General features: G+C 59.3%; 20 protein-coding genes. 12 read left to right on the forward strand and 8 right to left on the reverse strand.

Going from position 1 to position 24,871, the window contains the following annotated elements; genetic code table 11:
* Window positions 1-155 precede the first annotated feature (155 nt).
* Complete coding sequence (locus ASE98_RS21395; protein WP_060543307.1) at window positions 156-602, forward strand: DUF4879 domain-containing protein; 447 nt, start codon at window positions 156-158, stop codon at window positions 600-602.
* 68 nt (window positions 603-670) lie between these two features.
* Window positions 671-1,225: a DJ-1 family glyoxalase III gene (locus tag ASE98_RS21400; protein WP_060543308.1), complete on the forward strand. Its 555-nt coding sequence runs from the start codon at window positions 671-673 to the stop codon at window positions 1,223-1,225.
* A 3-nt stretch (window positions 1,226-1,228) separates the two neighbouring features.
* On the opposite strand, the gene ASE98_RS21405 is transcribed toward ASE98_RS21400, so the two are convergent.
* Window positions 1,229-2,467 carry an MFS transporter gene (locus ASE98_RS21405; RefSeq protein WP_060543309.1) on the reverse strand — a complete coding sequence of 413 codons (1,239 nt, stop codon included), beginning with the start codon at window positions 2,465-2,467 and terminating at the stop codon, window positions 1,229-1,231.
* A 480-nt stretch (window positions 2,468-2,947) separates the two neighbouring features.
* On the opposite strand from ASE98_RS21405, the gene ASE98_RS21410 reads away from it, so the two are divergent.
* From ASE98_RS21410 to ASE98_RS26190, 3 genes are all read left to right on the forward strand, one after another.
* Window positions 2,948-4,384, forward strand: a complete 1,437-nt coding sequence (locus ASE98_RS21410; RefSeq protein WP_060543310.1) for a cytochrome ubiquinol oxidase subunit I — start codon at window positions 2,948-2,950, stop codon at window positions 4,382-4,384.
* Between the two features lie 3 nt (window positions 4,385-4,387).
* A complete protein-coding gene (gene cydB, locus ASE98_RS21415; RefSeq protein ID WP_060543311.1) occupies window positions 4,388-5,395 on the forward strand; it encodes a cytochrome d ubiquinol oxidase subunit II in 1,008 nt (335 codons plus the stop codon).
* 62 nt (window positions 5,396-5,457) lie between these two features.
* Window positions 5,458-5,625 (forward strand): DUF2474 domain-containing protein, encoded by a 168-nt coding sequence (locus ASE98_RS26190; RefSeq protein ID WP_082457606.1) that lies wholly within the window; start codon window positions 5,458-5,460, stop codon window positions 5,623-5,625.
* Between the two features lie 52 nt (window positions 5,626-5,677).
* Here ASE98_RS26190 and ASE98_RS21420 read toward each other — a convergent pair whose 3' ends face one another.
* Together ASE98_RS21420 and ASE98_RS21425 are read right to left on the reverse strand one after the other, a co-directional pair.
* A complete protein-coding gene (locus tag ASE98_RS21420; protein WP_060543312.1) occupies window positions 5,678-6,802 on the reverse strand; it encodes a methyltransferase in 1,125 nt (374 codons plus the stop codon).
* Window positions 6,803-6,977: 175 nt separating this feature from the next.
* Window positions 6,978-7,682 carry a helix-turn-helix transcriptional regulator gene (locus tag ASE98_RS21425; protein ID WP_060543313.1) on the reverse strand — a complete coding sequence of 235 codons (705 nt, stop codon included), beginning with the start codon at window positions 7,680-7,682 and terminating at the stop codon, window positions 6,978-6,980.
* Between the two features lie 300 nt (window positions 7,683-7,982).
* On the opposite strand from ASE98_RS21425, the gene ASE98_RS21430 reads away from it, so the two are divergent.
* On the forward strand, window positions 7,983-8,759 hold the full coding sequence (locus ASE98_RS21430) for a ferredoxin--NADP reductase (RefSeq protein ID WP_060543314.1): 777 nt from the start codon (window positions 7,983-7,985) through the stop codon (window positions 8,757-8,759).
* A gap of 47 nt (window positions 8,760-8,806) precedes the next feature.
* On the opposite strand, the gene mscL is transcribed toward ASE98_RS21430, so the two are convergent.
* On the reverse strand, window positions 8,807-9,220 hold the full coding sequence (gene mscL, locus ASE98_RS21435) for a large-conductance mechanosensitive channel protein MscL (RefSeq protein ID WP_060543315.1): 414 nt from the start codon (window positions 9,218-9,220) through the stop codon (window positions 8,807-8,809).
* Between the two features lie 622 nt (window positions 9,221-9,842).
* Here mscL and radA point away from each other — a divergent pair.
* Window positions 9,843-11,210, forward strand: coding sequence for a DNA repair protein RadA (radA, locus tag ASE98_RS21440; protein WP_060543316.1), 1,368 nt, complete (start codon window positions 9,843-9,845; stop codon window positions 11,208-11,210).
* A 39-nt stretch (window positions 11,211-11,249) separates the two neighbouring features.
* Here the strand turns inward: radA and ASE98_RS21445 are convergent, their stop codons facing one another.
* Window positions 11,250-11,618: a PilZ domain-containing protein gene (locus ASE98_RS21445; RefSeq protein WP_060543317.1), complete on the reverse strand. Its 369-nt coding sequence runs from the start codon at window positions 11,616-11,618 to the stop codon at window positions 11,250-11,252.
* A 158-nt stretch (window positions 11,619-11,776) separates the two neighbouring features.
* On the opposite strand from ASE98_RS21445, the gene ASE98_RS21450 reads away from it, so the two are divergent.
* From ASE98_RS21450 to yjiA, 3 genes are all read left to right on the forward strand, one after another.
* Window positions 11,777-13,843 carry a carbon starvation CstA family protein gene (locus ASE98_RS21450; protein WP_060543318.1) on the forward strand — a complete coding sequence of 689 codons (2,067 nt, stop codon included), beginning with the start codon at window positions 11,777-11,779 and terminating at the stop codon, window positions 13,841-13,843.
* A 14-nt stretch (window positions 13,844-13,857) separates the two neighbouring features.
* Window positions 13,858-14,055 carry a YbdD/YjiX family protein gene (locus ASE98_RS21455; protein ID WP_008052036.1) on the forward strand — a complete coding sequence of 66 codons (198 nt, stop codon included), beginning with the start codon at window positions 13,858-13,860 and terminating at the stop codon, window positions 14,053-14,055.
* Window positions 14,056-14,219: 164 nt separating this feature from the next.
* A complete protein-coding gene (gene yjiA, locus ASE98_RS21460; RefSeq protein ID WP_060543319.1) occupies window positions 14,220-15,191 on the forward strand; it encodes a GTPase in 972 nt (323 codons plus the stop codon).
* A gap of 69 nt (window positions 15,192-15,260) precedes the next feature.
* Here yjiA and glyA read toward each other — a convergent pair whose 3' ends face one another.
* Window positions 15,261-16,514, reverse strand: coding sequence for a serine hydroxymethyltransferase (glyA, locus tag ASE98_RS21465; RefSeq protein ID WP_060543320.1), 1,254 nt, complete (start codon window positions 16,512-16,514; stop codon window positions 15,261-15,263).
* 351 nt (window positions 16,515-16,865) lie between these two features.
* Entirely contained in the window at window positions 16,866-20,714 is a 3,849-nt protein-coding gene (locus ASE98_RS21470) for a bifunctional diguanylate cyclase/phosphodiesterase (RefSeq protein WP_060543321.1), read from the reverse strand.
* A 289-nt stretch (window positions 20,715-21,003) separates the two neighbouring features.
* Between ASE98_RS21470 and ettA the strand changes: the two genes are divergently transcribed.
* Window positions 21,004-22,668, forward strand: a complete 1,665-nt coding sequence (ettA, locus tag ASE98_RS21475) for an energy-dependent translational throttle protein EttA (RefSeq protein ID WP_060543322.1) — start codon at window positions 21,004-21,006, stop codon at window positions 22,666-22,668.
* Window positions 22,669-23,041: 373 nt separating this feature from the next.
* Window positions 23,042-24,379: an NADP-specific glutamate dehydrogenase gene (gdhA, locus tag ASE98_RS21480; RefSeq protein ID WP_060543323.1), complete on the forward strand. Its 1,338-nt coding sequence runs from the start codon at window positions 23,042-23,044 to the stop codon at window positions 24,377-24,379.
* Here the strand turns inward: gdhA and ASE98_RS21485 are convergent.
* On the reverse strand, window positions 24,376-24,870 hold the full coding sequence (locus ASE98_RS21485) for a GreA/GreB family elongation factor (RefSeq protein WP_060543324.1): 495 nt from the start codon (window positions 24,868-24,870) through the stop codon (window positions 24,376-24,378). The genes gdhA and ASE98_RS21485 overlap by 4 nt on opposite strands.
* Window position 24,871: the final 1 nt, after the last annotated feature.

The raw sequence follows: 24,871 nt of genomic DNA on the forward strand, positions 1-24,871 counted from the left end.
ACGCGCCTGGAATTTACTGTGGGCCGGAAAAAGCCGCGCATCATACCAGCAGCGTGGGGCTATGGCTGCTTAAGCCTGCGATGGTTAGCAATGTTTTGCGACGAAGCCAACTGCGCCATACTGCGCGCTGGTTTTTCGGGGTATTCAGGTCCTGCATGAAAAAGCGTCTGGTTAGCGTGTTTGCGGCGATGTTAGCGCTGTTTCTCGGGGTTCAAAGCGCTGCGGCAGCTTCGGCCCCGCCGTTGAGTCAGTTGAAAGTGCTAAAGGTGTCATCGCCGTCCTGTGGCGTTGAAGACATTGCCGAGGGGCAGGCTCAGACCCGCTGCGATCACAGTGGCCCGAACATCATGATTTACGTGCTGGAGGTCGGTTACGGGCGCGAACCCCATGTCGGGCTGGATGGATTCGACGTCAATGGCACCCGCACACCGGTCTGCGCCTTTAAAAACGGCAACCTGACCACTTGCACCCCGGGGGGGAAAACCGTGGGCTATTTGTACGCCTTCGATCTGGCGGGCAAACAGGAAGGCACGTTCACCTTCAGCAATATCTCGCTCAATGCCCCGGGCATCACGATGTCGACGCAGCTTTACATCAAGTAACGGCACGGTTCTAACAGGGGGCAGGAAAGCTGACTACGCTTTAAGGATCATTCCGTGGATCGTAGCCAATGACCTTTCGAGCCTTGATTTCCCTTGCCGAGGGCACTGATGACCTGCAGACAGTCACCCTGATCGATGTGCTGCGCCGCGCCAACGTCGAAGTGGTGGTGGCCAGTACCGAGGGGCGGCGCATGCTCACCTGCGCTCGCGGCACGCGCCTGACCTGCGATGCAATGCTGGTGGATTTGCTGGCGCAGCCATTCGACCTGATCGCCCTGCCGGGCGGTGCCGTCAGCGCACAACACTTGGCGGCCCATCAACCCCTGCAACAATTGATCAAGGACCAGGCGGCGGCCGGACGTTTGTTCGCGGGCATTGCCGAAGCGCCTGCGGTGACGCTGCAAACATTTGGTGTGTTGCGACAACGACGCATGACTTGCCTGCCTTCGGCCAGCCATCAATTGTCAGGCTGTAACTTCGTCGATCAACCGGTAGTGGTCGACGGCAACTGCATCACCGCCCAGGGTTCCGGCGCAGCGCTGGCCTTTGCACTGGCACTGGTGGAGCAGCTCTGCGGCAAGGCCGCGCGTGCGACGGTGGCAGCAGAGTTATTGGTCAAATAAACGTCAGACCTTCGCCTCTTCCTTAGGCTCATGCATGCGGTCACGGCTGGCCAGGGTCGGGAAGAGTTTGACCCAGACTCCGGTCACCACCAGCGTGCCGATCCCGCCCATGACCACTGCGGGCACGGTGCCGAACCAGTGGGCGGTCAGGCCCGACTCGAACTCACCCAATTGATTGGAAGCGCCGATGAACAGGCCGTTCACGGCGCTGACCCGGCCGCGCATTTCGTCCGGGGTTTCCAGTTGTACGAAGGACGCGCGGATCACCATGCTGATCATGTCGGCAGCGCCCAGTACCACCAGCACTGCCAGGGAAAACCAGAACGAAGTCGACAGGCCGAAGGCGATGGTGGCCACACCGAAGATACCCACCGCTGTGAACATGACTCGTCCGACGTTGCGCTCCACGGCAAATCGCGCGAGGAACAGCGACATCAGCAGCGCCCCCACCGCCGGTGCCGAGCGCAACAGGCCCAGCCCCCATGGACCGGTCAGCAGAATGTCCTTGGCAAACACCGGTAGCAATGCCGTCGCGCCACCGAGCAGGACGGCAAACAGGTCGAGGGAGATCGCACCGAGAATGTCCGGACGACTGCGGATGAAACGGATGCCCGCAAGCAGTGAGTCGAGGGTGGCCTTGCCCTTGTTCAGTGGCGTCTGTCGCGCCGGCAGGTTGAGCATCAGCGAACAGGCGATGACATACAGGAGCACCGTCGGGCCATATACCCAGACACTGCCAAAGGCATACAACAAGCCACCGAGGGCCGGGGCAACGATGGTTGCCGATTGCTGGGCCGATTGCGCAGCAGCAACGGCTCGGGGAAACAGGGCGCTGGGCACGATGCTCGGCAGCAAGGCCTGGGTGGTCGGCATTTCGAAGGAGCGCGCGGCACCGAGCAGGAAGGCCAGGATGAAGATCATTTCCCGGGTAACGTGATCGGTAGCGCTGCCGATGGCCAGGGCCAGGGCGATCAGCGCTTGCAGTGACTGGCAAATCGCGGCGACCTTGCGCCGGTCGTAGCGATCCGCGACGTGTCCGGTGTGGAGCATGAACAGCACGCGTGGCGCGAATTCCACCAGGCCGACCAGACCGAGGTCGAGGACGTTTCCGGTCAGTTGATACAGGTTCCAGCCAATCGCCACGGTGAGCATTTGAAAGCCGCTGGCGGTAAAAACCCGCGCCAGCCAGAACGCAATGAAGGGACGGTGGTGACGTAACAGCAAGGGCTCTTGGCTGGGCATCTGCGGGCAAATCTTGGGGGAGGGGAAGGGTGAGGTTATCACCAACCTGTAACAGGAAGTTGCGGCGGCGGAAAATTTAGTTAGCCAGACATCTATTCCAGGCAGCCAATAGTCCCTGTGTGCGGGCTTGCTCGCCAAGAGGGTGGTACATCCAGCATTGATTTCGACTGACACAGCGCATTCGCGAGCAAGCCCGCCCTCACAGGGAAATGGTGTGCAGGCCTCATCAACTCCATGAGGCAACTTGTCACGCGGCAATAGACCACGCGGTTCTTCCCCACAAATGGGACTACGCTTTCAACGTTGATTGATCCAGGTCAATACCCCAAAAGGAATTGATCCGGCGGCCGCAAGGCCAGACCCCTGCGGTGTGATGCCGGTAAAAAAAAGAACGAATTGGAATTCGCCGCACTCGATATCCGTGGGGCCGGGGATGCAGGCTCCCAGCCAGCAGCCGTACTACCTGACAGAGGAAGACTTATGTTCGGTTTAGAGGCACTTGATCTCGCCCGAATCCAGTTCGCGTTCACCATCTCGTTCCACATCCTGTTTCCAGCCATCACTATCGGCCTGGCGAGTTACCTGGCGGTACTCGAAGGTCTGTGGCTGAAAACCCATAACGATACCTATCGTGACCTCTACCATTTCTGGTCGAAGATCTTTGCCGTCAATTTCGGTATGGGCGTGGTCTCCGGCCTGGTGATGGCCTATCAGTTCGGCACCAATTGGAGTCGCTTCTCGGACTTCGCCGGCTCCGTGACCGGGCCACTGCTCACCTATGAAGTGCTCACTGCATTCTTCCTCGAAGCGGGTTTCCTCGGCGTCATGCTGTTTGGCTGGAACAAGGTTGGCCGGGGGCTGCACTTTTTCGCCACGGTGATGGTGGCCATCGGTACGTTGATCTCGACCTTCTGGATCCTCGCCTCCAACAGCTGGATGCAAACCCCGCAGGGTTTCGAAATCGTCAATGGTCAGGTCATTCCCACTGACTGGCTGGCGATCATTTTCAACCCGTCGTTCCCCTATCGCCTGATGCATATGGCCACGGCGGCATTCGTGGCGACGGCATTCTTCGTCGGCTCCTCGGCGGCCTGGCATCTGTTGCGTGGCAAGGACAATCCGGCGATCCGCAAAATGCTGTCGATGGCCATGTGGATGGCGTTGATCGTTGCGCCGATACAGGCGGTGATCGGGGACTTCCACGGCCTCAACACGCTTGAGCATCAACCGGCAAAAATCGCCGCCATCGAAGGGCACTGGGAAAACAAAGGTGATGAGGCGACGCCGCTGATCCTGTTCGGCTGGCCGGACATGAAGGAGGAGAAAACCAGATTTGCTGTCGAGATCCCGTACCTGGGCAGCCTGATCCTGACCCACTCGCTGGACAAACAAGTGCCCGCGCTCAAGGAGTTCCCGCCCGAAGACCGGCCAAACTCGACCATCGTGTTCTGGTCGTTCCGGATCATGGTCGGCCTGGGTTTGCTGATGATCTTCACCGGACTGTGGAGCCTGTGGCTGCGCAAGCGCGACACCCTCTATACCTCGCGCCCTTTCCTGTACCTGGCGTTGTGGATGGGGCCGTCCGGCCTGATCGCGATCCTTGCCGGTTGGTTCACCACTGAAATCGGCCGTCAGCCGTGGGTGGTGTATGGCCTGATGCGCACGGCAGATGCATCTTCCAACCACAGCTTCATGCAGATGAGCATTACCCTGATTCTGTTCGTCGTGGTGTATTTCGCGCTGTTCGGTGCCGGTCTGGGTTACATGATGCGCCTGGTGCGCAAAGGGCCGAAGATCGACGAAGGCAAGGAAACCAACGACGGTGGTCCAGGCCAGAAACGTACACCGGCGCGTCCGCTCTCCGCAGCGGATGACGAGCACACTGATGGCGATGTCAGCCTGACCAGGGAGAATTGACTCATGGGTATTGATCTTCCGCTGATCTGGGCCGTGATCATCATCTTCGGCATCATGATGTACGTGGTCATGGACGGCTTCGATCTGGGCATCGGGATTCTTTTCCCGTTCATTCCCGGCAAGGGCGACCGTGATGTGATGATGAACACCGTCGCGCCGGTCTGGGACGGCAACGAAACCTGGCTGGTGCTGGGCGGTGCAGCACTGTTCGGGGCTTTCCCGCTGGCCTACTCGGTGGTGCTTTCGGCTTTGTACCTGCCGCTGATCCTGATGTTGATCGGGCTGATCTTTCGCGGCGTGGCTTTCGAGTTTCGCTTCAAGGCCAAGGATGACAAACGACATCTCTGGGACAAGGCGTTCATCGGCGGTTCGGTCACCGCAACGTTCTTCCAGGGCGTGGCATTGGGGGCGTTCATCGACGGATTGCCCGTGGTCAACCGGCAGTTTGCCGGCGGTTCGCTGGACTGGCTGACACCCTTCACGATGTTTTGCGGTGCGGCGCTGGTGGTGGCATATGCGTTGCTCGGTTGCACCTGGCTGATCATGAAGACCGAGGGCAAGCTGCAGGAACAGATGCATGACCTGGCGCGGCCACTGGCCTTCGTGTTGCTGGCAGTGATCGGCGTTGTCAGCATCTGGACCCCGCTGACCCACGCAGAGATCGCCGCGCGCTGGTTCACCTTGCCAAACCTCTTCTGGTTCCTGCCGGTGCCGATTCTGGTACTGGTGACGATGTACGGTCTGATTCGCGCCGTGGCCCGCAATGCGCACTACACGCCGTTCCTGCTGACGCTGGTGCTGATTTTCCTCGGCTACAGTGGATTGGGTATCAGCCTGTGGCCGAATATCGTGCCGCCGTCGATCTCGATCTGGGACGCCGCCGCGCCGCCGCAAAGCCAGGGGTTCATGCTGGTCGGCACGCTATTTATCATCCCGTTCATTCTGGGGTACACCTTCTGGAGCTACTACGTATTCCGCGGCAAGGTCACGCACGAAGACGGGTATCACTAGCTCCACGACTTGCCTTTGATGGCGTCGATAACGGCGCCATCGATCTGAAGGAGATCGAAGCAATGAGCAGCAAACCTTCCCTGCGCGAGATTGAAGAAAGCGAAAAAAAGCCGCTGTGGCAGCGGCTCGGCTGGCTGGCCATGATCTGGGTTGGCAGTGTCGGTGCACTGTTCATCGTCGCCAGCCTGATGCGCATGTTCATGAATGCCGCAGGCCTGACCACCCACTGAACTTCCCGTCCCGCTGTCTTCTGGCGCGGATTCACAACCCTGGAGCGGCCGCTTATTTGCGTGCTTTGAGAATCACGAATTTCGGGTTGGCCGCCACCTGTTCGACGCCACGGAACAGCCGCGCCAACTTGCTGTGATAACCCAGGTGTCGGTTGCCGACAATGTACAGCGCGCCGCCCACGACCAACGCTTCCCGGGCTTGCTGGAACATCCGCCAGGCGAGGTAGTCCCCGACGACCTGTTGCTGGTGAAACGGTGGGTTGCACAACACCACGTCCAGCGATTGCGCCTCCTGGCCTGCCAGGCCATCACCAGCACGCACAATCACTTCCCGCTCACCCAGCGCCGCACGCCAGTTTTCGGCGGCCGATTGCACGGCCATGTAGGATTCGTCCACCAATGTGTAATTTGCCTCGGGGTTTTGCAGGGCACTGGCGATCGCTAGCACACCGTTGCCGCAGCCCAGATCGGCAACCCGCGCCGTGCCGAGACTTTTCGGCAGATGTGGCAAAAATGCGCGGGTGCCGATGTCCAGGCCCTCGCGGCAGAACACGTTCGCATGGTTTAGCAATTCGATCGCCGGCTCGTCGATCCGGTAACGGGTGGGGTAGGGCGATGAGGCGGGTGCTTTGGCTTGCGCAGTGGCAATCAACAGGCGGGCTTTTTTCACCGCCAGCGACGCTTGCACCGGGCCTATGTAGCGCTCAAGCAGATCGCCTGCCGCCCGTGGCAGGTGTTTGATCATCGCTGCGGCGATCACTTGGGTACCCGGTTGCAATTGGCCCTGCAGGCGGATCAATTGTTCTTCCAGCAGCGCCAGGGTTTTCGGCACCCGCACCAGCACGCAGTCGAATGGCCCGTTTAGCGGCTCGCTGGCTGGCACGGCGGGTACCGCGTCGAATGACAGGCCGTTGCGTACAAGGTTTTTTTCCAGCCCCTGAAGGGCCAGGAAGGAGTCGCCGCTGCTGACCACCCGGACTTTGCCTGCCAGGCTGGCTGCCAAAGCACCAAAACTGTCGTTGAGCACCAGCACCCGGGTGTCCGCCGCCGGATTCTGCTCGGCCAGGTGGTTCAGCAAATATTCGTCGGCCGCATCGAAAGCTTGCAGTGGTTCGTTCTGCTGTTCGGGCTGGCGGATCAAGTCGAGGCTGGCGAAGGGTGTTTCGAGCAAAGGCATGGGGCGAGGCTCTGGGTAATCAACGGGATTGCCGCTGCCCGGGGGCGCTGAAGCGGGCGGGACTCGCCGAGTGTACTTCGTCGTGCAGGTTCACACGGCAACACTCAGGCAGCAGCCGCAAATGGTACGTTTTTTTACGCTGGATTACCCGCAGGTTTTCCTGGCACCCAGTGGTTCAGATGGCTCTGGACCTGGTTGCAGCGATCACCGCAGCAATCTTGTTATTGACCCCGAGCTTCTCGATGGCCCTGTGCACATGAAAATTGATGGTGCGCTCACTCAAACTGAGGATTCTGGCGATCTCGAAAGCGGTCTTGCCGGTGGCTGACAGTTTCAGGACTTCGACTTCTCGTATTGATAGGGGCGGGTGCGAAGGTTTTTTCGGATATGCCCGGCTTGCCAGGGCATGCAAATGACGGCTGATGAACACCGTAAATCCCAGGTTTTCATACAGTTCATAGGGCGAAATCGGACAATGGCTCCTGGCCAGACTGAGGATGCTGCGCAGACCGGATTCCTCATCATGGATCGCCTGCGACCAACCATGCGGCAAGCCTTGCTGCTGCAACATCTGCCAAAGCCATGGGGTTTTGCAGAAGAGCTGTTCGCTCCAGAGAACGGGCAGCATGGAGTGCTCGCAGTGGTCGGCAATGGGGTCGGGCTGATTGGCATTGTTTTGCGCGTACCGGGCGTTCCAGCCAGAGGGGAAATTGTTAAGCCTCAGAACGTTACAATCGGAGCTGGCAGTGGTTGAGCTGGTTGAGAAGGCGCAAAATTTGTAACCCAGGTTTTTGACGAAATCGAGCGACATTCGAAAAGCGATATTGATGTCTTCAGTGTGTGAGAGTTTCTTGAGTTGTGACTCTTTCCAATGCTCCATTCCTAATCCTCCCTTAAGTGTCCTCTGGGGTGCCACTATGGATCCAATATCTGGCACGCTTCGAGTGTAGGATAATTCCTATATTCTGAGTTGAAACTTTTTGCTCTTAAACAAATGCGGAATATTCAGTTGCAGTCCTGATTTGTGAAAAAGTATTAATATGTCGCGCGGCATTTGATGCGAAACTGTTTTAAACAAAGTTGCGCTTGGCTGTTTAAGTCCATTATGCCACTACACACTGTCGGTGTTATTGCCCGCCATTTTGCGGGACACTGGGTTATCTGTTGAAGGGAGTGCGCCATGACCGTCAGTGAAGAAAAATTTACCCGCCAGACGTTGCTCGATGTACAGCCGGTGACCCCGAACCTGTTCACCCTGCGTGCCACCCGCGATGCGGGGTACCGTTTTCGTGCGGGGCAGTTTGCCCGGCTGGGCGTGGTCAGGGCCGATGGCAGCACGGTATGGCGCGCCTACTCCATGGTTTCGTCGCCCTTCGATGAGTTTCTTGAGTTTTTTTCCATTGTCGTGCCCGGTGGCGAGTTCACCAGTGAACTCAGCCGATTGGGTGTCGGCGATACGTTGCTGGTCGACCGTCAGGCCTTCGGCTACCTGACACTTGACCGCTTTGTGGATGGGCGTGATTTGTGGCTGTTATCCACAGGCACGGGCGTGGCCCCCTTCCTGTCGATCCTGCAGGACTTCGAAGTCTGGGAAAAATTCGAACGCATCATTCTGGTCTACAGCGTGCGTGAAGCCCGTGAGTTGGCGTATCAGGAACTGATCGCGGGACTGGCGAGCCGTGATTATCTGGCCGAGTACGCACACAAGCTGAAATTCATTGCCACGGTCACTCGCGAGCGGCATGTCGGCGCCCTTAACGGGCGAATTACCACGCTGATTGAAAATGGCGAACTGGAGCGTGCTGCCGGTGTGGCGCTGACGCCCGAACACTCGCGCGTCATGTTGTGCGGCAACCCACAGATGATCGATGACACGCGCAAACTGCTCAAGCAGCGGGACATGCATCTGAGCCTCAGCCGGCGACCCGGTCAGGTGGCGGTAGAGAACTTCTGGTAGAAAAAAAACGGCGCCTCGATGGCGCCGTTTTTTGTCCCGCGTTTGGGTCAGGGCGCGTCGTTACGGGCCTTGAGCAGGTCGCGGATCTCCCCCAGCAACACTTCTTCCTTGGTGGGGACCGGTGGCAGGGTTGGGGCCGCTGCTTCTTCGCGCTTCATGCGGTTGACCGCCTTGACGCCCAGGAAGATTGCAAAAGCGACTATGACGAAATCAATGATGGCCTGGATGAATTTGCCGTAGGCCAGCACCACTGCAGGTGCATCACCCTGGGCGGCCTTGAGCGTAACGACCAGGTCGCTGAAGTCCACACCACCGATCAGCAGACCGATGGGGGGCATGATCACATCGCCGACAAACGACGTAACGATCTTGCCGAAGGCGGCACCGATGATGATACCGACAGCCATGTCGATCACATTGCCTTTGACCGCGAAGGCCTTGAACTCGTTTAGCACGCCCATAGGTTATTTCCTTGTTACAGATGAGGTTGATGAGCGCAGTGTAAATCAGCCAGTCGCTTCCTGCTCGAAACAACTGCTTACCTGCGTCTGCCTGCAATCGACCCGGGGCAGGGGGGAAAGTTTGCAAGGTGACCGCGATGGGCCAGGGATCTGGACATCCGCAATGGCGTAGCAGGCGATTTGGCCATCAGTTTAATCGCTTCGTGGCGAACGGATTAAAGTCCGTTTGATTAAGGCTTGTTGCAATCTGATAACGCAGCAGTAATGTCATGTCATCCGGCTGACTAACTAGTTGGTTATTCCAACCGTGGCCCTCAAGTGTCACGGTAATGGGGTCTGATTGGTTGTTGCTTTTGAATCTGTAAATCGGGTTTATTCTTGAATATCAGGTTGTACGTCGGAGTTGATAATGTGCAAGGTATGTATAAGTTTTATGGTGACTGTGCTGAATGTTTTGTGTCTGTTTGTTCAGTTATAAACGAAAATATGTACAGGACATTGCCTGAAGTGCAGGGATTTAATATTCCTGATCATACAAAAGTATTGTGTCTGCCTTCAGGCATCCGGCCACGCTGATCGACGCCAGCTGAGCTATCATCGCGTTTTTTTGCCGGGGGTTCCGATGGCCAAGGCCAAACGCATGTACGGCTGCACCGAGTGCGGCTCAACCTTCCCCAAGTGGGCCGGTCAGTGCGGTGAGTGCGGGGCGTGGAACACGCTCACTGAAACCATGGTGGAAAGCGGCGGGGCCGCAGCTCCGACGGGTCGTACCGGTTGGGCCGGGCAGCAGGCGCAGATCAAGACCCTGGCAGAAGTCAGTGTCGAGGAGATTCCGCGATTCTCCACGGCCTCCAGCGAGCTGGATCGTGTGTTGGGTGGTGGTCTGGTCGATGGCTCCGTGGTGCTGATCGGCGGCGATCCGGGCATCGGCAAGTCGACCATTCTCCTGCAAACCCTGTGCAACCTCGCCACGCGCATGCCCGCGCTGTACGTCACAGGCGAGGAGTCCCAGCAACAGGTGGCCATGCGTGCACGGCGGCTGGGCTTGCCCCAGGACCAACTACGGGTGATGACCGAAACCTGCATCGAAACCATCATCGCCACGGCCCGGATCGAGAAACCGAAAGTCATGGTGATCGACTCGATCCAGACCATTTTCACCGAACAACTGCAATCAGCGCCCGGCGGCGTCTCCCAGGTGCGCGAAAGCGCGGCTTTGTTGGTGCGATACGCCAAGCAGAGCGGTACCGCGATCTTCCTGGTTGGACACGTCACCAAGGAGGGCGCGCTGGCGGGTCCTCGCGTGCTCGAGCACATGGTCGACACCGTGCTGTATTTCGAAGGGGAGTCCGATGGGCGTTTGCGTCTGTTGCGGGCCGTGAAAAACCGTTTTGGGGCGGTCAACGAGTTGGGCGTGTTCGGTATGACCGACAAGGGCTTGAAAGAAGTCTCCAACCCGTCAGCGATTTTTCTTACGCGCGCTCAGGAAGAAGTCCCGGGCAGTGTGGTCATGGCCACCTGGGAAGGCACCCGGCCGATGCTGGTGGAGGTTCAGGCGCTGGTGGACGACAGTCACCTGGCGAATCCGCGACGGGTAACGCTGGGGCTGGATCAGAATCGCCTGGCGATGTTGCTGGCGGTGCTGCACCGCCATGGTGGCATTCCGACCCATGATCAGGACGTGTTTCTCAACGTGGTCGGTGGGGTCAAGGTTCTGGAAACGGCTTCCGACCTGGCACTGATGGCGGCGGTGATGTCCAGTTTGCGCAATCGGCCGCTGCCCCATGATCTGTTGGTGTTCGGCGAGGTCGGGCTGTCCGGTGAAGTACGTCCCGTGCCAAGCGGTCAGGAGCGCCTGAAGGAAGCCGCCAAGCATGGCTTCAAGCGGGCCATCGTGCCTAAGGGCAATGCGCCGAAGGAAGCACCGGCGGGCTTGCAGATTATTGCCGTGACCCGTCTGGAGCAGGCCCTCGACGCACTGTTCGAATAACCACGCCCCTGTAGGAGTTGCCGCAGCCTGCGGCAGCTCCTACAGGGCGATCAGGGCACCCAGTTCGCGCTCAAGCTCTTGCGGGTCACCCAGGTTGAGTTCGATCAACCGCCGCAAGCGTTCAATGGATTCCAGGCTGATGTATCGACATACGAAGCCGAGCTGACCATGATCTTCGTGGGTCAGATGCACATCCATGGTGATTTCGCTGTCATCGCTCAAGTGGATGTCGATCCGGAAGTCATGCGCCTTGTCGCCAAGCCATGGCTCGGGCTGCTCGATCAGCAATCCTTTCAGCGACAAGTCGATCAGCTTCACCGGCCATATGAAGTCGCCCTGGCTCAGTTCGGCTCGGGCATCGAACGCAATACGTTTGAAGCGGCGACGTTCGGCAGGGTGCTCGCTCATGGTGCGATCCTCTGAAATGTACGCAAACTATAGACCGGCATTCTCAAAGGCTGCCAGCGCGCACGCTTCTAGACCAATGTTGGGGTATGGCCTTTACCGTCAGGAGAGCTAAACTCGGAGTGGCTGTCTTTCTTGTCCACTCTGGCCGGAATAATAAAATGAAAAATAATAATAGCCCGCTACGCCATTTACCCTGGCTGGTGCTGGCAATCGTAGGTGCGTGTGCCTTGGGTGTCGTGGCGTTGCGCCGAGGCGAGGCGATCAACGCCTTGTGGATTGTGGTCGCTGCAGTGGCCATCTATCTGGTTGCATATCGTTATTACAGTCTGTTCATCGCCAACAACGTGATGCAACTCGATGCGCGTCGGGCTACTCCCGCCGTGCTCAACAACGATGGTCTGGACTATGTGCCGACCAACAAACACATTCTCTTCGGCCACCACTTCGCCGCCATTGCCGGTGCGGGGCCGCTGGTCGGTCCGGTACTGGCCGCGCAGATGGGCTACCTGCCTGGCACCCTGTGGCTGATCGCCGGGGTGGTGCTGGCCGGCGCGGTGCAGGACTTCATGGTCCTGTTCATGTCGACCCGGCGCAACGGTCGCTCCCTGGGTGACATGGTCCGCGAGGAAATGGGCCGCATCCCCGGCACCATCGCGCTGTTCGGCTGCTTCCTGATCATGATCATCATCCTTGCGGTGCTGGCGCTGATCGTGGTCAAGGCGCTGGCCGAAAGCCCGTGGGGTATTTTCACGGTGATGGCGACCATCCCGATCGCGATGTTCATGGGCATTTACATGCGCTACATCCGCCCGGGCCGCATCGGTGAGATCTCGGTGATCGGCGTGCTGTTGCTGCTCGGCTCGATCTGGCTGGGCGGGGAGATTGCCGCGGATCCGGTGTGGGCCAAGGCATTTACCTTTACCGGCATCCAGATCACCTGGATGCTGATCGGTTACGGTTTTGTGGCGGCGGTATTGCCGGTGTGGCTGATCCTCGCGCCCCGTGACTATCTGTCGACTTTCCTCAAGATCGGCACCATCGTGGCCCTGGCCATCGGCATTCTGGTGACCATGCCCGAGCTGAAAATGCCAGCGTTGACCCAGTTCATCGACGGCACCGGTCCGGTATGGAAGGGCGGTCTGTTCCCGTTCCTGTTCATCACCATCGCCTGTGGCGCCGTGTCGGGTTTCCACGCACTGATCTCCTCCGGCACCACGCCGAAGCTGCTTGATAACGAGGTAAACGCTCGTTACATCGGTTATGGCGGCATGCTGATGGAGTCCTTCGTGGCGATCATGGCCATGGTCGCCGCTTCGGTGATCGAGCCTGGTGTGTACTTCGCCATGAACAGCCCGGCCGCCGTGGTCGGCGGTGATGTGGTGGCAGTGGCGCAAGCAGTCAGCAACTGGGGCTTTGCCATCACCCCGGAAGCCCTGCAAGCGGTAGCTCATGACATTGGTGAAACCACTATCCTGGCCCGCGCCGGCGGTGCGCCGACCCTGGCGGTGGGCATCGCACAGATCCTGCACAGTGTACTGCCAGGTGAAAACACCATGGCGTTCTGGTACCACTTCGCGATCCTGTTCGAAGCGCTGTTCATCCTGACCGCTGTCGACGCCGGTACCCGTGCCGGGCGTTTCATGCTCCAGGACCTGCTCGGCTCTTTCGTTCCGGCACTCAAGCGTACCGAATCCTGGACGGCCAACCTGATCGCCACCGCCGGTTGCGTGGCGATGTGGGGCTGGTTGCTGTACCAGGGCGTGATCGATCCATTGGGTGGTATCAACACCTTGTGGCCGCTGTTCGGCATCTCCAACCAGATGCTGGCCGGGATCGCGCTGATGCTCGGCACTGTCGTGCTGATCAAGATGAAGCGCCAGCGCTATGTGTGGGTCACCATGGTGCCAGCGGTTTGGTTGCTTATCTGCACCACCACTGCCGGCTTCATCAAGCTGTTCGACGCCAACCCGGCGATCGGCTTCCTGGCGCTGGCACGCAAATACAGCGATGCCCTGGCCAATGGTCAGATCCTCGCCCCGGCCAAGGACATCACCCAGATGCAACATGTGATCTTCAACGCCTATACCAACGCAACGCTGACTGCATTGTTCCTGTTTGTGGTGTTCAGCATCCTGTTCTATGCGCTCAAGGTCGGTATTTCCGCCTGGGGCAGCAAAGAGCGTACGGATAAAGAAGCGCCATTCCAGGCCCTGCCGGATGCGTAAACGAGGATTGCAGCATGTTCAATGACCTGAGTCGCCTGGGTAAATACCTCGGTCAGGCCGCGCGCCTGATGGTCGGCATGCCCGATTACGACAACTACGTCGAGCATATGCAGAGCAAACACCCGGACAAACCGGTGATGAGCTACGAGATGTTCTTTCGCGAACGTCAGGAAGCCCGTTACGGTGGCAAGGGTGGGCCGAAGTGTTGTTGATCTGACAGCCTGAGGCCGTAGTTATCCCCGGTGGGAGCGGGCTTGCTCGCGAATGCGGTGTGTCAGTCGACCAATTCTTTGACTGACACACCGCATTCGCGAGCAAGCCCGCTCCCACATTTGTTTTGTGTTGTTTTTTAACTTTGTGAAACAGGAGACTCCATTTGTCCTCTCCCATCCCGGTCACGATCCTCAGCGGCTTCCTCGGCGCCGGCAAGACCACCTTGCTTCGGCATCTGTTGAAAGCCGAGCACGGCCTGAAAATCGCCGTGATCGAGAACGAATTCAGCGATGCCGGTATCGACACCCAACTATTGGGCGACGAACCAGTCCAGGTGATGACGCTGTCCAACGGCTGCGTCTGCTGCACCATCCACACCGATCTGACCAAAGCGCTTTATCTGCTGCTCGAACGCCTCGACAAGGGTGACATCGCCTTCGACCGTCTGGTGATTGAATGCACCGGACTTGCCGACCCGGCTCCGGTGGCGCAAACCTTTTTCATCGACGAAGAACTGCGCGAGCGCTACATCCTCGACGGCATCATCACCCTGGTGGATGCGGCGCACGCCGAGCTGCACCTGACCCAGACCATTGCCCAGGCGCAGATCGGTTTTGCCGACCGCTTGCTGGTGAGCAAGCGCGATCTGGTGGACGAACCGGCCTTTACGGCATTGAGCGAGCGTCTGGCCCGTATCAATCGCCGCGCGCCGATTCGTGTCGTTGACCATGGCAAGATCGACCTGGCCGAATTGCTTGATGTGCGCGGTTTCAACCTGAATGCCGACCTCGGCGGTGGCGTGACATTGCGTCCGGTGAGTACGGCGCCGTCCATCGACCGAATCTCCAGCCTGGTGCTGCGCACTGACAAACCGCTGGATATCGACAAGCTCAGCGAGTTCATGAACGAACTGTTGGAAGACCATGGAAAGCAATTGCTGCGCTACAAAGGGGTCTTGAACATCCTTGGCGAGCCGCGGCGCATGGTGTTTCAAGGGGTATTGAAGCTTTACGGTTTCGACTGGGACACCGAATGGGCCGATGATGAAGCCCGTGAAAGCGTGATCGTGTTCATCGCCGATGATTTGCCGGAAGAGAAAATCCGCGAGGGTTTTGCGCGTGTGGCGGCGGGTTGAGCATTTTTCAGTTGAAAAAAAACCGGCCATCTCTGGCCGGTTTTTTATTGCAGCGGTTTAGCGGGCTGATTAAGCGCCGTACACCGGCAGCTTCTTGCAGATAGCCTTGACCTTCTCGCGAACGGCGTCGATCACCGCTTCATTGTTCAGGTCTGCCAGGATGTCGCAGATCCAGCCGGCCAGTTCCTTGCACTCTGCTTCCTTGAAACCGCGAGTGGTCACAGCCGGAGTGCCGAAGCGCAGGCCGGAGGTGACGAACGGGGAGCGTGGATCGTTTGGTACGGAGTTCTTGTTCACGGTGATGAACGCTTTGCCCAGAGCGGCGTCGGCGTCTTTACCGGAGATTTCCTGCTTGATCAGCGACAGCAGGAACAGGTGGTTTTCAGTACCGCCGGAAACCACGTCGAAACCGCGCTCGATGAACACGCCGGCCATGGCTTTGGCGTTCTTCACCACTTGTTGCTGGTAAGCCTTGAACTCAGGCTGCAGCGCTTCCTTGAAGCAGATCGCCTTGGCAGCGATCACGTGCTCCAGCGGGCCACCCTGGGCGCCCGGGAATACCGCGGAGTTCAGCTTCTTCTCGATGTCGGCGTTGGCGCGAGCCAGGATCAGGCCGCCACGTGGACCGCGCAGGGTCTTGTGGGTGGTGGTGGTCACCACGTCAGCAAATGGCACCGGGTTCGGGTAGACGCCAGCGGCGACCAGACCGGCCACGTGGGCCATGTCGACGAACAGGTAAGCGCCAACCTTGTCAGCGATTTCGCGGAAACGCGGGAAGTCCAGAATCTGAGAATAGGCAGAGAAACCGGCCACGATCATTTTCGGCTTGTGCTCAACCGCCAGGCGCTCGACTTCGTCGTAGTCGATCAGACCGTTGGTGTCGATGCCGTACTGGATGGCGTTGTACAGCTTGCCCGAAGACGAAACGCTGGCACCGTGCGTCAGGTGACCGCCGTGGGCCAGGCTCATGCCCAGGATGGTGTCGCCGGCCGACAGCAGGGCCAGGTAAACGGCACTGTTGGCTTGCGAGCCAGCGTGCGGCTGAACGTTGGCGTAGTCGGCGCCGAACAGCTCTTTGGCGCGATCGATAGCCAGCTGCTCGACGATGTCTACGTACTCGCAACCACCGTAGTAGCGCTTGCCCGGGTAGCCTTCGGCGTACTTGTTGGTCAGTACCGAGCCTTGAGCTTCCATCACCGCAGGGCTGGTGTAGTTTTCCGAAGCGATCAGCTCAATGTGCTCTTCCTGGCGCTGAGCTTCTTGCTCCATGGCGGCAAAGAGATCGGCGTCGTACTTGGCAATAGTCAAATCACGGCTGAACATGGCGGTCCTCAAGGATCGGGGGCAGAAAAGGGGGGCATTCTAACTCAATGGGTTTTAGATGGCATATGAAACGGCATCATGTCGCAGACAAGTGGGCTTCATGACGGGATCAGCGGTGACTGTGGCAAGGGGGCTTGTCGGAATGCCGCATCGCCCCGTTCGGCTGCGCAGTCGTCGCAAATTGCACGGGCCCATGCTGTCTGAAGACATGTGATCGCAGATCAGGGGCCGCTTCGCGCCCCAACGGGGGCAAGCCCCCTCGCCACAAGGCAAGCCCCCTGGCCACAAGGCAAGCCCCTGGCCACAAGGCAAGCCCCTCGCCACAGGGTCGGTCGCCACAGGGCCGGTCAATCAGCCGAATATGAAGATGGCATCGTTGCTGAACCGCGTTTCGAATTTGCCGGCCGGCATTGGCCGGCCGAACAGATACCCCTGAACCTCATCGCAACCATGCTCACGCAGGAAGTCCAGTTGCTCCTGGGTTTCCACGCCCTCGGCGATCACCGCCAGGTTGAGGCTATGGGCCATGGCGATAATCGCCCTGGCAATCTGCGCATCCTGTTCACCCGACGGCAGGCCGTCGACGAAGGTTCGGTCGATTTTCAGCACGTCGATCGGGAATTGCTTGAGGTAGTTGAGCGATGAATAGCCGGTACCGAAGTCGTCGACCGCGATGCTCAGGCCGAGGTTTTTCAGCCCGGCGAGGATCTGCATCGCTTCGCTGACTTCACGCATCAGGATACTTTCGGTCAGTTCCAGCTCCAGGCAGGCGGGTGGCAGGCCGGTTTCCTTGAGAATGGTGGCGATCCGCATACCGAGTTGGCCGTCGGAGAACTGTCGTGCCGAGATGTTCACCGAAACCTTCGGCACGCGCACCTGGGCCAGATGCCAGGTCTTGAGCTGGCGACAGGCCTCGCCGATCACCCAGTCGCCGACATCCACCACCAGCCCCAGCTCCTCGAGCACCGGAATGAAGTCCCCAGGCGGCACCAGCCCGCGCCGCGGATGGCGCCAGCGCAGCAGCGCTTCGGCACCGGTCAGGCGTTTGCCGTCACCGCTGAACTGCGGCTGGTAATACAACACGAACTCGTTCTGTTCCAGCGCATGGCGCAAGTCGCTTTCCAGCTCCAGGCGCTCCAGAGCACTGGCGTTCATGTCCGCCTGATAGAACTGGAAGTTGTTCTTGCCGCGTTCCTTGGCGTGGTACATCGCCGTGTCGGCGTTCTTCATCAGTTGACTGAGTTCATTGCCATCCTGAGGGCTCAGGGCGATGCCGACGCTGGCGGTGACGAAGAACTCGCGACCTTCGAGCACGAACGGTTTTACCAGGCTGGCGAGAATCTGCTCGGCCACGTGAATGGCCCTGGTCAAGGCGACTTCGCGGTTGGCCCGTGGTTGCAGGAGCAAGGTGAATTCGTCGCCACCCATGCGTGCCACGGTGTCGTCATCGTCGACGCAACCGAGCAGGCGCGTGGCCATATCCTTGAGCATGCGATCGCCGGCGGCATGGCCCAGAGAGTCGTTGATCGGTTTGAAACGGTCGAGGTCGAGAAACATCAACACCACCCACGACTTCTGTCGTTCGGCTACCTGCAAGGCTGTGTGCAGACGATCCTGGAACAGCGAGCGGTTGGGCAGATGGGTCAGGGCATCGTAGTAGGCAAGGCGGTGAATGCGTTGCTCGCTGGCCTTGCGCTCGCTGATGTCGGTGAAAAAGCATACATAGCTGGCCAGATCGCCTTCATCGTCGAGTACCGCGGTAATCCCGACCCAGGCCGGATAGTGCTCGCCATTGCGCCGCTTGAGCCAGACTTCGCCTTCCCAGGTGCTGTGCTGGTGCAGTTGCTTGAGCACATAACGCAGATGGGCATCCTGCTGCTCGTCGACCGTCAGCATGTTCGGCAACTGGTCGAGCACTTGCTCCACCGCATACCCGCTGACGCGACTGAAGGCTTCGTTGGCCTGGACGATATAGCCGGCCGGGTCGGTGATCAGGATCGCCGAGGTCGAGTGTTCAAATACGGTGGCGGCCATGCGCAGGTCTTTCTCGGCCCTGCGCTGCTGGCTGATGTCGCGGCCGACCCCGAGCACGCCTTCAAAGGCGTCATGCTCGTCCCACACCAATACCAGTCGCAGTTCGATAGGGATCTTGCGTCCGTCGGCGCGCAGACAGTCAAACAGGAACATCTGCGTTTGCACCTGATTGCGCAGCAACGCCAGTTGTTCGGGTTGATCCAGTGCTTTATTGACCCGCGCCATCAGGCTGGAAATGCCGGTCAATTGTTGCGGGTTGGCGATGGTCGACTGCCAGCCGTTCTGGAAAATCCACTCGGCATCGTAGCCCAGCACCGCTTGCACCGAGGGGCTGACGTAGTTGAGAGACAGGCGGCTGTCGGTGGAGAAGATCACGTCGCTGATGCTTTCGGCGAGCATTCGGTACCGCTGCTCGCTGTCGCGCAAGGACTCGCTGGCTTCAATCTGGTCGGTGATGTCCTTGGCCACACCAATGATCCGCGTGACCTGGTCGTGTTTGTCCCGTGCCAGGGCCTGTTCGCGGATTTCGAAGCGTCGCCATTGGCCGTCGCGATGGCGGAAGCGCAGCTGGCACTGCATCAACTGGCGATAGCCGGCCTGGCGCTGGGTCTGGCGGGAGCGATGGTAGAAGTCGGCGTCTTCGGGGTGCAGGAGGATTTCCCAGAAGTACTCGCCCATCTGGTGCAGTTCGGTGCGGTTGTAGGCGAGTGTCTGGCCCAGATGGTGGTTGCTGAAGATCATGCGTTGGCTGATCACGTCCTGCACATAAAGGTGGTCGGGTACGGTACGCACCACGTCCGACCAGAAGCCTTCTCGCTCCAGTAGCGACAGTTCGACGAGCTTGCGGCTGGTGATGTCAGCGATGCTGAGGATCACTGCATTGTAATCGGCGGGGTCTTCGGGCAGGCGCAGCACCAGCCACAGGTGCTGGTCGCGACCATTGGCGGCCTGCAGCTTGATCTCCAGTTCAAACTGATTGATCTGGTTGAGTACGGTTTCCAGAACCTGGTTGCCGATAGCGATACCATCCAGCGGGTTACCTTCGATCAGCAGTTTCCAGGCCTTGTCGCCGGTATCGACATTGAGCAGTTGCAGCGCAAGCTGGTTGACCTCGGTGATACGCAGTTCCTGCAGCGCGCGCCGGCGTTGCTCCGGGATCTGCAGCCAGGTCTGCAACTGTTCGCTGTCATGCAGCTGCGCCTTGTCGAAGAAACTCTTGAGGCCGGACATGTCGAGCACGCACAAGGCGACGCCTGTGCCTTCGAAAATATCCTGATAACGCCTGCGGCCTTCATTGAGCTGGCGTTGGCGACGGCGCATATTCAGCAAGGCGATAAATGGCAGCATGGAAAAAGCCAGGCCCAGCAGGCACTTGCCGATGAACGCCGGCAACAGCTCTTCCAGCACGCGCTGACGATCAAACAGGCCGCGCAGTTGCCAGTCGCTGCTGCTCAGCGCGACCGTCAGTACGCTGTTGGCAATATCGTCTGCAGTCAATGTGCCCGGGTTGACCTGGGGTAACGTTTCGTCACGGCTGATGATCTGGTGATTGAGGCGGTTTTCTACCAGCCACAACGGACGATTTACCGCTTCGGTCTGCCTGGTCAGGCTGGAGAAGAACGTCGGCGCCAGACGCAACGCCCAGTAGCCCCGGGAGCTTCCGCTGGCTTGATGCAGGAGCAAGTGCACCACCGAGCCATCGCTGGCATTGCTGAAGTAGTGCACCTGGGAGCGACTGCGCCGGACCAGTTCGCTCAGATAATCGCCGTCATCGCTGACCGCAGCGCTGTCACTGATGATCTGTCCGGACGGGCTGAGCAAGGCCAGGCTGCGCAGGTCTGGCAGGGACTGTTGCAGCTTGCGCAGGAGGGCCTGCAGTTCTTCGGCGTCCTGTGGCTGTTCGACAATCGGTAGCAGGTTGAGGGCAATTTGCGCATTGAGTGTCATGTTCAGGCTGACTTGCGCGGCCAGGTCGGCGGTGTAGTCGATGGTGTACTGACGCTGGGTTTTCCGGGTTTCGTGCAGTTGATCGAGCAACTGCCAAAACAACAGGGCCAGCAGCAACAAAACCAGGGCCGCCAGGGTGCCTTTCAGAGGCCCGCGCAGGGGTGAGCCAGGCGCTGCAGTCGGCGCGCTGGAGGTCAGAGGCGAAGGGACGTTGGACAAGCTGTAATCCTGCGGTTTGGCTGGACTGGCGCGACGTGCACTATAAGCCGGACGCCCGAAGGGCGGCTAGCATGCCTTGAGTTGTGGCGAAGTGCCAGTCCTGGGCCGCCGGCTGGACTGCCATCTGTCATTAAGGTAGCTTTACCGGTTACGCGGGAGCGTTCCAGCTCCTAAAATCAGGCTTTTTCAGCGCACCCGTATTGAAATCCATCAAACGGATGACGCGCACGGTCTGGCCGGGCATCGCCCGCGCTCCAATCATTCATCAGTCACTGACCCTAGGTTCTCCATGGCTCAATACGTATTCACCATGCATCGGCTGGGAAAAGTTGTTCCGCCGAAGCGGGAAATCCTGAAAAACATTTCTCTGTCCTTCTTCCCCGGCGCCAAGATCGGCGTGCTCGGCCTCAACGGTTCGGGTAAGTCCACGCTGCTGAAAATCATGGCCGGCGTCGACACCGAATTCGAGGGCGAAGCCCGTCCGATGCCGGAGCTGAACATCGGCTACCTGCCGCAGGAACCGCAACTGGATCCGACCAAGACCGTGCGTGAAGTGGTCGAGGAGGCGGTCAGCGTGATCAAGAACGCCCAGGCACGCCTGGACGAGGTCTACGCGGCTTATGCCGATGAAGATGCTGACTTCGACAAGCTGGCGGCAGAACAGGCCAAGCTCGAAGCCATCCTGCAAGCCAGCGACGGTCACAACCTTGATCGCCAACTGGAAGTCGCCGCCGATGCGCTGCGTCTGCCGGCATGGGACGCCAAGGTCGAATTCCTGTCCGGTGGTGAAAAGCGTCGTGTGGCCCTGTGCCGCCTGCTGCTGTCCGCGCCGGACATGCTGCTGCTCGACGAACCGACCAACCACCTGGACGCCGATTCGGTGGCCTGGCTGGAGCACTTCCTGCACGACTTCCCGGGCACTGTGGTAGCGATCACGCACGACCGTTACTTCCTCGACAACGTCGCCGGCTGGATTCTGGAACTCGACCGCGGCGCGGGCATTCCGTACGAAGGCAACTATTCGGGTTGGCTCGAAGCCAAGTCCGATCGTCTGGCTGCCGAATCCAAGCAGCAGTCGGCCCATGAAAAAGCCATGAAGGAAGAACTGGAGTGGGTGCGCAAAGGCGCCAAGGCCCGCCAGTCGAAATCCAAGGCTCGTCTGCAACGCTTCGAAGAAATGCAGTCGCAGGAATTCCAGAAGCGCAGCGAAACCAACGAGATCTACATCCCGGCCGGTCCACGCCTGGGCGACAAGGTCATCGAGTTCAAGAACGTCTCCAAGGGCTACGGCGATCGCGTGCTGATCGACAACCTGTCGTTCTCCATGCCGAAAGGCGCCATTGTTGGCGTGATCGGTGGTAACGGTGCCGGTAAATCGACCCTGTTCCGCATGCTGATGGGCAAGGAACAGCCGGACTCGGGCAGCATCGAAGTCGGCGAAACCGTGCAGCTTGCCTGTGTGGACCAGAGCCGCGAAGACCTGGACGGCAGCAAGACTGTATTCCAGCAGATCTCCGACGGTTCCGACCAGATCCGCATCGGCAACTACGAGATCCCGTCGCGTACCTACGTCGGTCGCTTCAACTTCAAGGGCGGCGATCAGCAGAAGTTCGTCAAGGACCTGTCCGGTGGTGAGCGCGGTCGCTTGCACCTGGCCCTGACCCTGAAAGAGGGCGGCAATGTCCTGCTGCTCGACGAACCGTCCAACGACCTCGACGTTGAAACCCTGCGTTCCCTGGAAGAAGCCCTGCTGGACTTCCCGGGCGCGGCCATTGTGATCTCTCACGATCGGTGGTTCCTGGACCGCGTCGCGACGCACATCCTGGCGTACGAAGACGACTCGCAAGCGGTGTTCTTCGAAGGTAACTACACCGAGTACGAAGCCGACCGCAAAAAGCGTCTCGGCGAAGCGGCTGCCCAGCCACACCGGGTACGCCACAAAAAACTGGCCTGATTCGGGTTGGTCGCATGAAAACGGAGCCTTCGGGCTCCGTTTTTTTTTTGCCCGGTTTTTTTCAGGTATACCGAATTGAATTCATCGCCGGCAGGCCAGCTCCCACGGAGTTTTGTGCAGACAGCAAATACTGATTCACCCCCAATCCCCTGTGGGAGCTGGTCTGCCAGCGATCGCGTTGTACCTGATGGTGCAAAACACGACTTGTGAATCCCTTTTGCGGTGCAATTTGAGCTCAAAACTCGGATAATTTATATCCTGCGCACCATTTAATTTCACAAATGCGACATATCGCTCTGTTCTTGTGCGCGATCCCTTTGTTAAAGTCCGGCCCAATCGCTCCCAATGACAATAAATTTGCCGAGACTTTTTCATGATCGAATCCGTTGAATCCTTCCTTGCCCGCCTGAAAAAACGCGACCCGGACCAGCCTGAGTTCCATCAGGCAGTGGAAGAGGTCCTGCGCAGCCTGTGGCCGTTTCTCGAAACCAATCCGCACTATCTGACTTCAGGCATTCTGGAGCGCATCTGTGAGCCGGAGCGTGCAGTCGTGTTCCGGGTTTCCTGGGTCGACGATCAGGGCAAGGTGCAGGTCAATCGCGGTTTCCGCATCCAGATGAACAGCGCAATCGGGCCTTACAAGGGCGGTTTGCGCTTCCATCCGTCGGTGAACATGGGCGTCCTGAAGTTCCTCGCGTTCGAGCAGACCTTCAAGAATTCCCTGACCTCGTTGCCGATGGGCGGTGGCAAGGGCGGTTCGGACTTCGATCCGAAAGGCAAAAGCGATGCGGAAGTCATGCGCTTCTGCCAGGCCTTCATGAGTGAGTTGTACCGTCACATCGGCGCGGACGTTGATGTACCGGCCGGTGACATCGGCGTCGGTGCCCGCGAAATCGGATTCCTGTTCGGCCAGTACAAGCGCCTGAGCAACCAGTTCACCAGCGTGTTGACCGGCAAGGGCCCCAGCTATGGCGGCAGCCTGATCCGTCCAGAGGCCACCGGTTTCGGTTGCGTGTATTTCGCCGAGGAGATGCTCAAGCGTCGCGGCCTGGCGGTCGAGGGCAAGCGTGTGGCGATTTCCGGCTCCGGCAACGTTGCGCAATACGCCGCACGCAAGGTCATGGACCTGGGCGGCAAAGTGATTTCGCTGTCTGACTCCGAAGGCACGCTGTACTGCGAGAGCGGGCTGACCGAAGAACAGTGGCTGGCGGTGCTGGAACTGAAAAACGTCCAGCGTGGGCGCATCCGTGAACTGGCTGGCCGATTTGGCCTGGAGTTCCGCGCCGGCCAGTTGCCGTGGACCCTGAGCTGCGACATTGCCTTGCCGTGTGCGACGCAAAACGAACTGGATGCCGATGCCGCCCGCGCCTTGTTGCGTAACGGCTGCATCTGCGTGGCAGAAGGCGCGAACATGCCTACGACCCTTGAGGCGGTAGACCTGTTCATCGAAGCGAATATTATGTTTGCGCCGGGCAAGGCGTCCAACGCGGGCGGCGTGGCAGTGAGCGGACTGGAAATGTCACAGAACGCCATGCGCCTGCTATGGACTGGTGGCGAGGTCGACAGCAAGCTCCACGCGATCATGCAGTCGATCCACCACGCTTGCGTGCATTACGGCGAAGAGAACGGCCGGATCAACTATGTCAAAGGCGCCAACATCGCCGGCTTCGTCAAAGTTGCCGATGCCATGCTGGCCCAAGGCGTGGTTTAAGCCGGTTCTATACGGATCACTTCGATCAGTTGATCCCCGGCGGGGCGCTGCCACAGCACTTCATCGTTGAGTCGTGCGCCGAGCAGTGCCCGACCCAGTGGTGAGCCCCAGTTGATCAGGCCATGGGCGGCATCGGCCTGATCTTCGCCCACCAGTTGCACCCGGTGTTCGGTGGCGTGCTCGTCGGCATAGGTTACCCAACTGCCAATCTGCACTTTGTCGGTGGAGGTCGCGTCCGGCACCACCTGAGCACTGCCCAGGCGTTGCTTGAAGTAGCGCAGATCGCGCTCGAGATCGGCCAGGCGCTGTTTGTCGGCCTGATCGCCCCGGGCCGATTGTTCGGCATGCAGGGTTTGCAGTTCGCTGAATTTGCCCTGCAACAGGCGCAGGCCTTGCGGTGTGACGTAGTTAGGCTGCGCGCTGACCTGTCGTTCGACGGGCTGGTCGGCTTGCGCGGCGGCGTTATCTTCGTTGACGAATGCCCGGCTCATG

Origin of the sequence: Pseudomonas sp. Leaf48, assembly GCF_001421885.1 — a bacterium.
GTDB lineage: Bacteria > Pseudomonadota > Gammaproteobacteria > Pseudomonadales > Pseudomonadaceae > Aquipseudomonas.

Bases quoted from the DNA above. Each gene is read 5' to 3' on its own strand.
- ASE98_RS21420 (WP_060543312.1), bottom strand. From the start codon at position 6,802: ATGCCTTTGCTCGAAACACCCTTCGCCAGCCTCGACTTGATCCGCCAG.
- radA (WP_060543316.1), top strand. From the start codon at position 9,843: ATGGCCAAGGCCAAACGCATGTACGGCTGCACCGAGTGCGGCTCAACC.
- ASE98_RS26190 (WP_082457606.1), top strand. From the start codon at position 5,458: ATGAGCAGCAAACCTTCCCTGCGCGAGATTGAAGAAAGCGAAAAAAAG.
- ASE98_RS21430 (WP_060543314.1), top strand. From the start codon at position 7,983: ATGACCGTCAGTGAAGAAAAATTTACCCGCCAGACGTTGCTCGATGTA.
- ASE98_RS21485 (WP_060543324.1), bottom strand. From the start codon at position 24,870: ATGAGCCGGGCATTCGTCAACGAAGATAACGCCGCCGCGCAAGCCGAC.
- glyA (WP_060543320.1), bottom strand. From the start codon at position 16,514: ATGTTCAGCCGTGATTTGACTATTGCCAAGTACGACGCCGATCTCTTT.
- ASE98_RS21410 (WP_060543310.1), top strand. From the start codon at position 2,948: ATGTTCGGTTTAGAGGCACTTGATCTCGCCCGAATCCAGTTCGCGTTC.
- ASE98_RS21400 (WP_060543308.1), top strand. From the start codon at position 671: ATGACCTTTCGAGCCTTGATTTCCCTTGCCGAGGGCACTGATGACCTG.
- ASE98_RS21425 (WP_060543313.1), bottom strand. From the start codon at position 7,682: ATGGAGCATTGGAAAGAGTCACAACTCAAGAAACTCTCACACACTGAA.
- ASE98_RS21405 (WP_060543309.1), bottom strand. From the start codon at position 2,467: ATGCCCAGCCAAGAGCCCTTGCTGTTACGTCACCACCGTCCCTTCATT.
- ettA (WP_060543322.1), top strand. From the start codon at position 21,004: ATGGCTCAATACGTATTCACCATGCATCGGCTGGGAAAAGTTGTTCCG.
- ASE98_RS21445 (WP_060543317.1), bottom strand. From the start codon at position 11,618: ATGAGCGAGCACCCTGCCGAACGTCGCCGCTTCAAACGTATTGCGTTC.
- mscL (WP_060543315.1), bottom strand. From the start codon at position 9,220: ATGGGCGTGCTAAACGAGTTCAAGGCCTTCGCGGTCAAAGGCAATGTG.
- ASE98_RS21395 (WP_060543307.1), top strand. From the start codon at position 156: ATGAAAAAGCGTCTGGTTAGCGTGTTTGCGGCGATGTTAGCGCTGTTT.
- ASE98_RS21455 (WP_008052036.1), top strand. From the start codon at position 13,858: ATGTTCAATGACCTGAGTCGCCTGGGTAAATACCTCGGTCAGGCCGCG.
- ASE98_RS21450 (WP_060543318.1), top strand. From the start codon at position 11,777: ATGAAAAATAATAATAGCCCGCTACGCCATTTACCCTGGCTGGTGCTG.
- gdhA (WP_060543323.1), top strand. From the start codon at position 23,042: ATGATCGAATCCGTTGAATCCTTCCTTGCCCGCCTGAAAAAACGCGAC.
- cydB (WP_060543311.1), top strand. From the start codon at position 4,388: ATGGGTATTGATCTTCCGCTGATCTGGGCCGTGATCATCATCTTCGGC.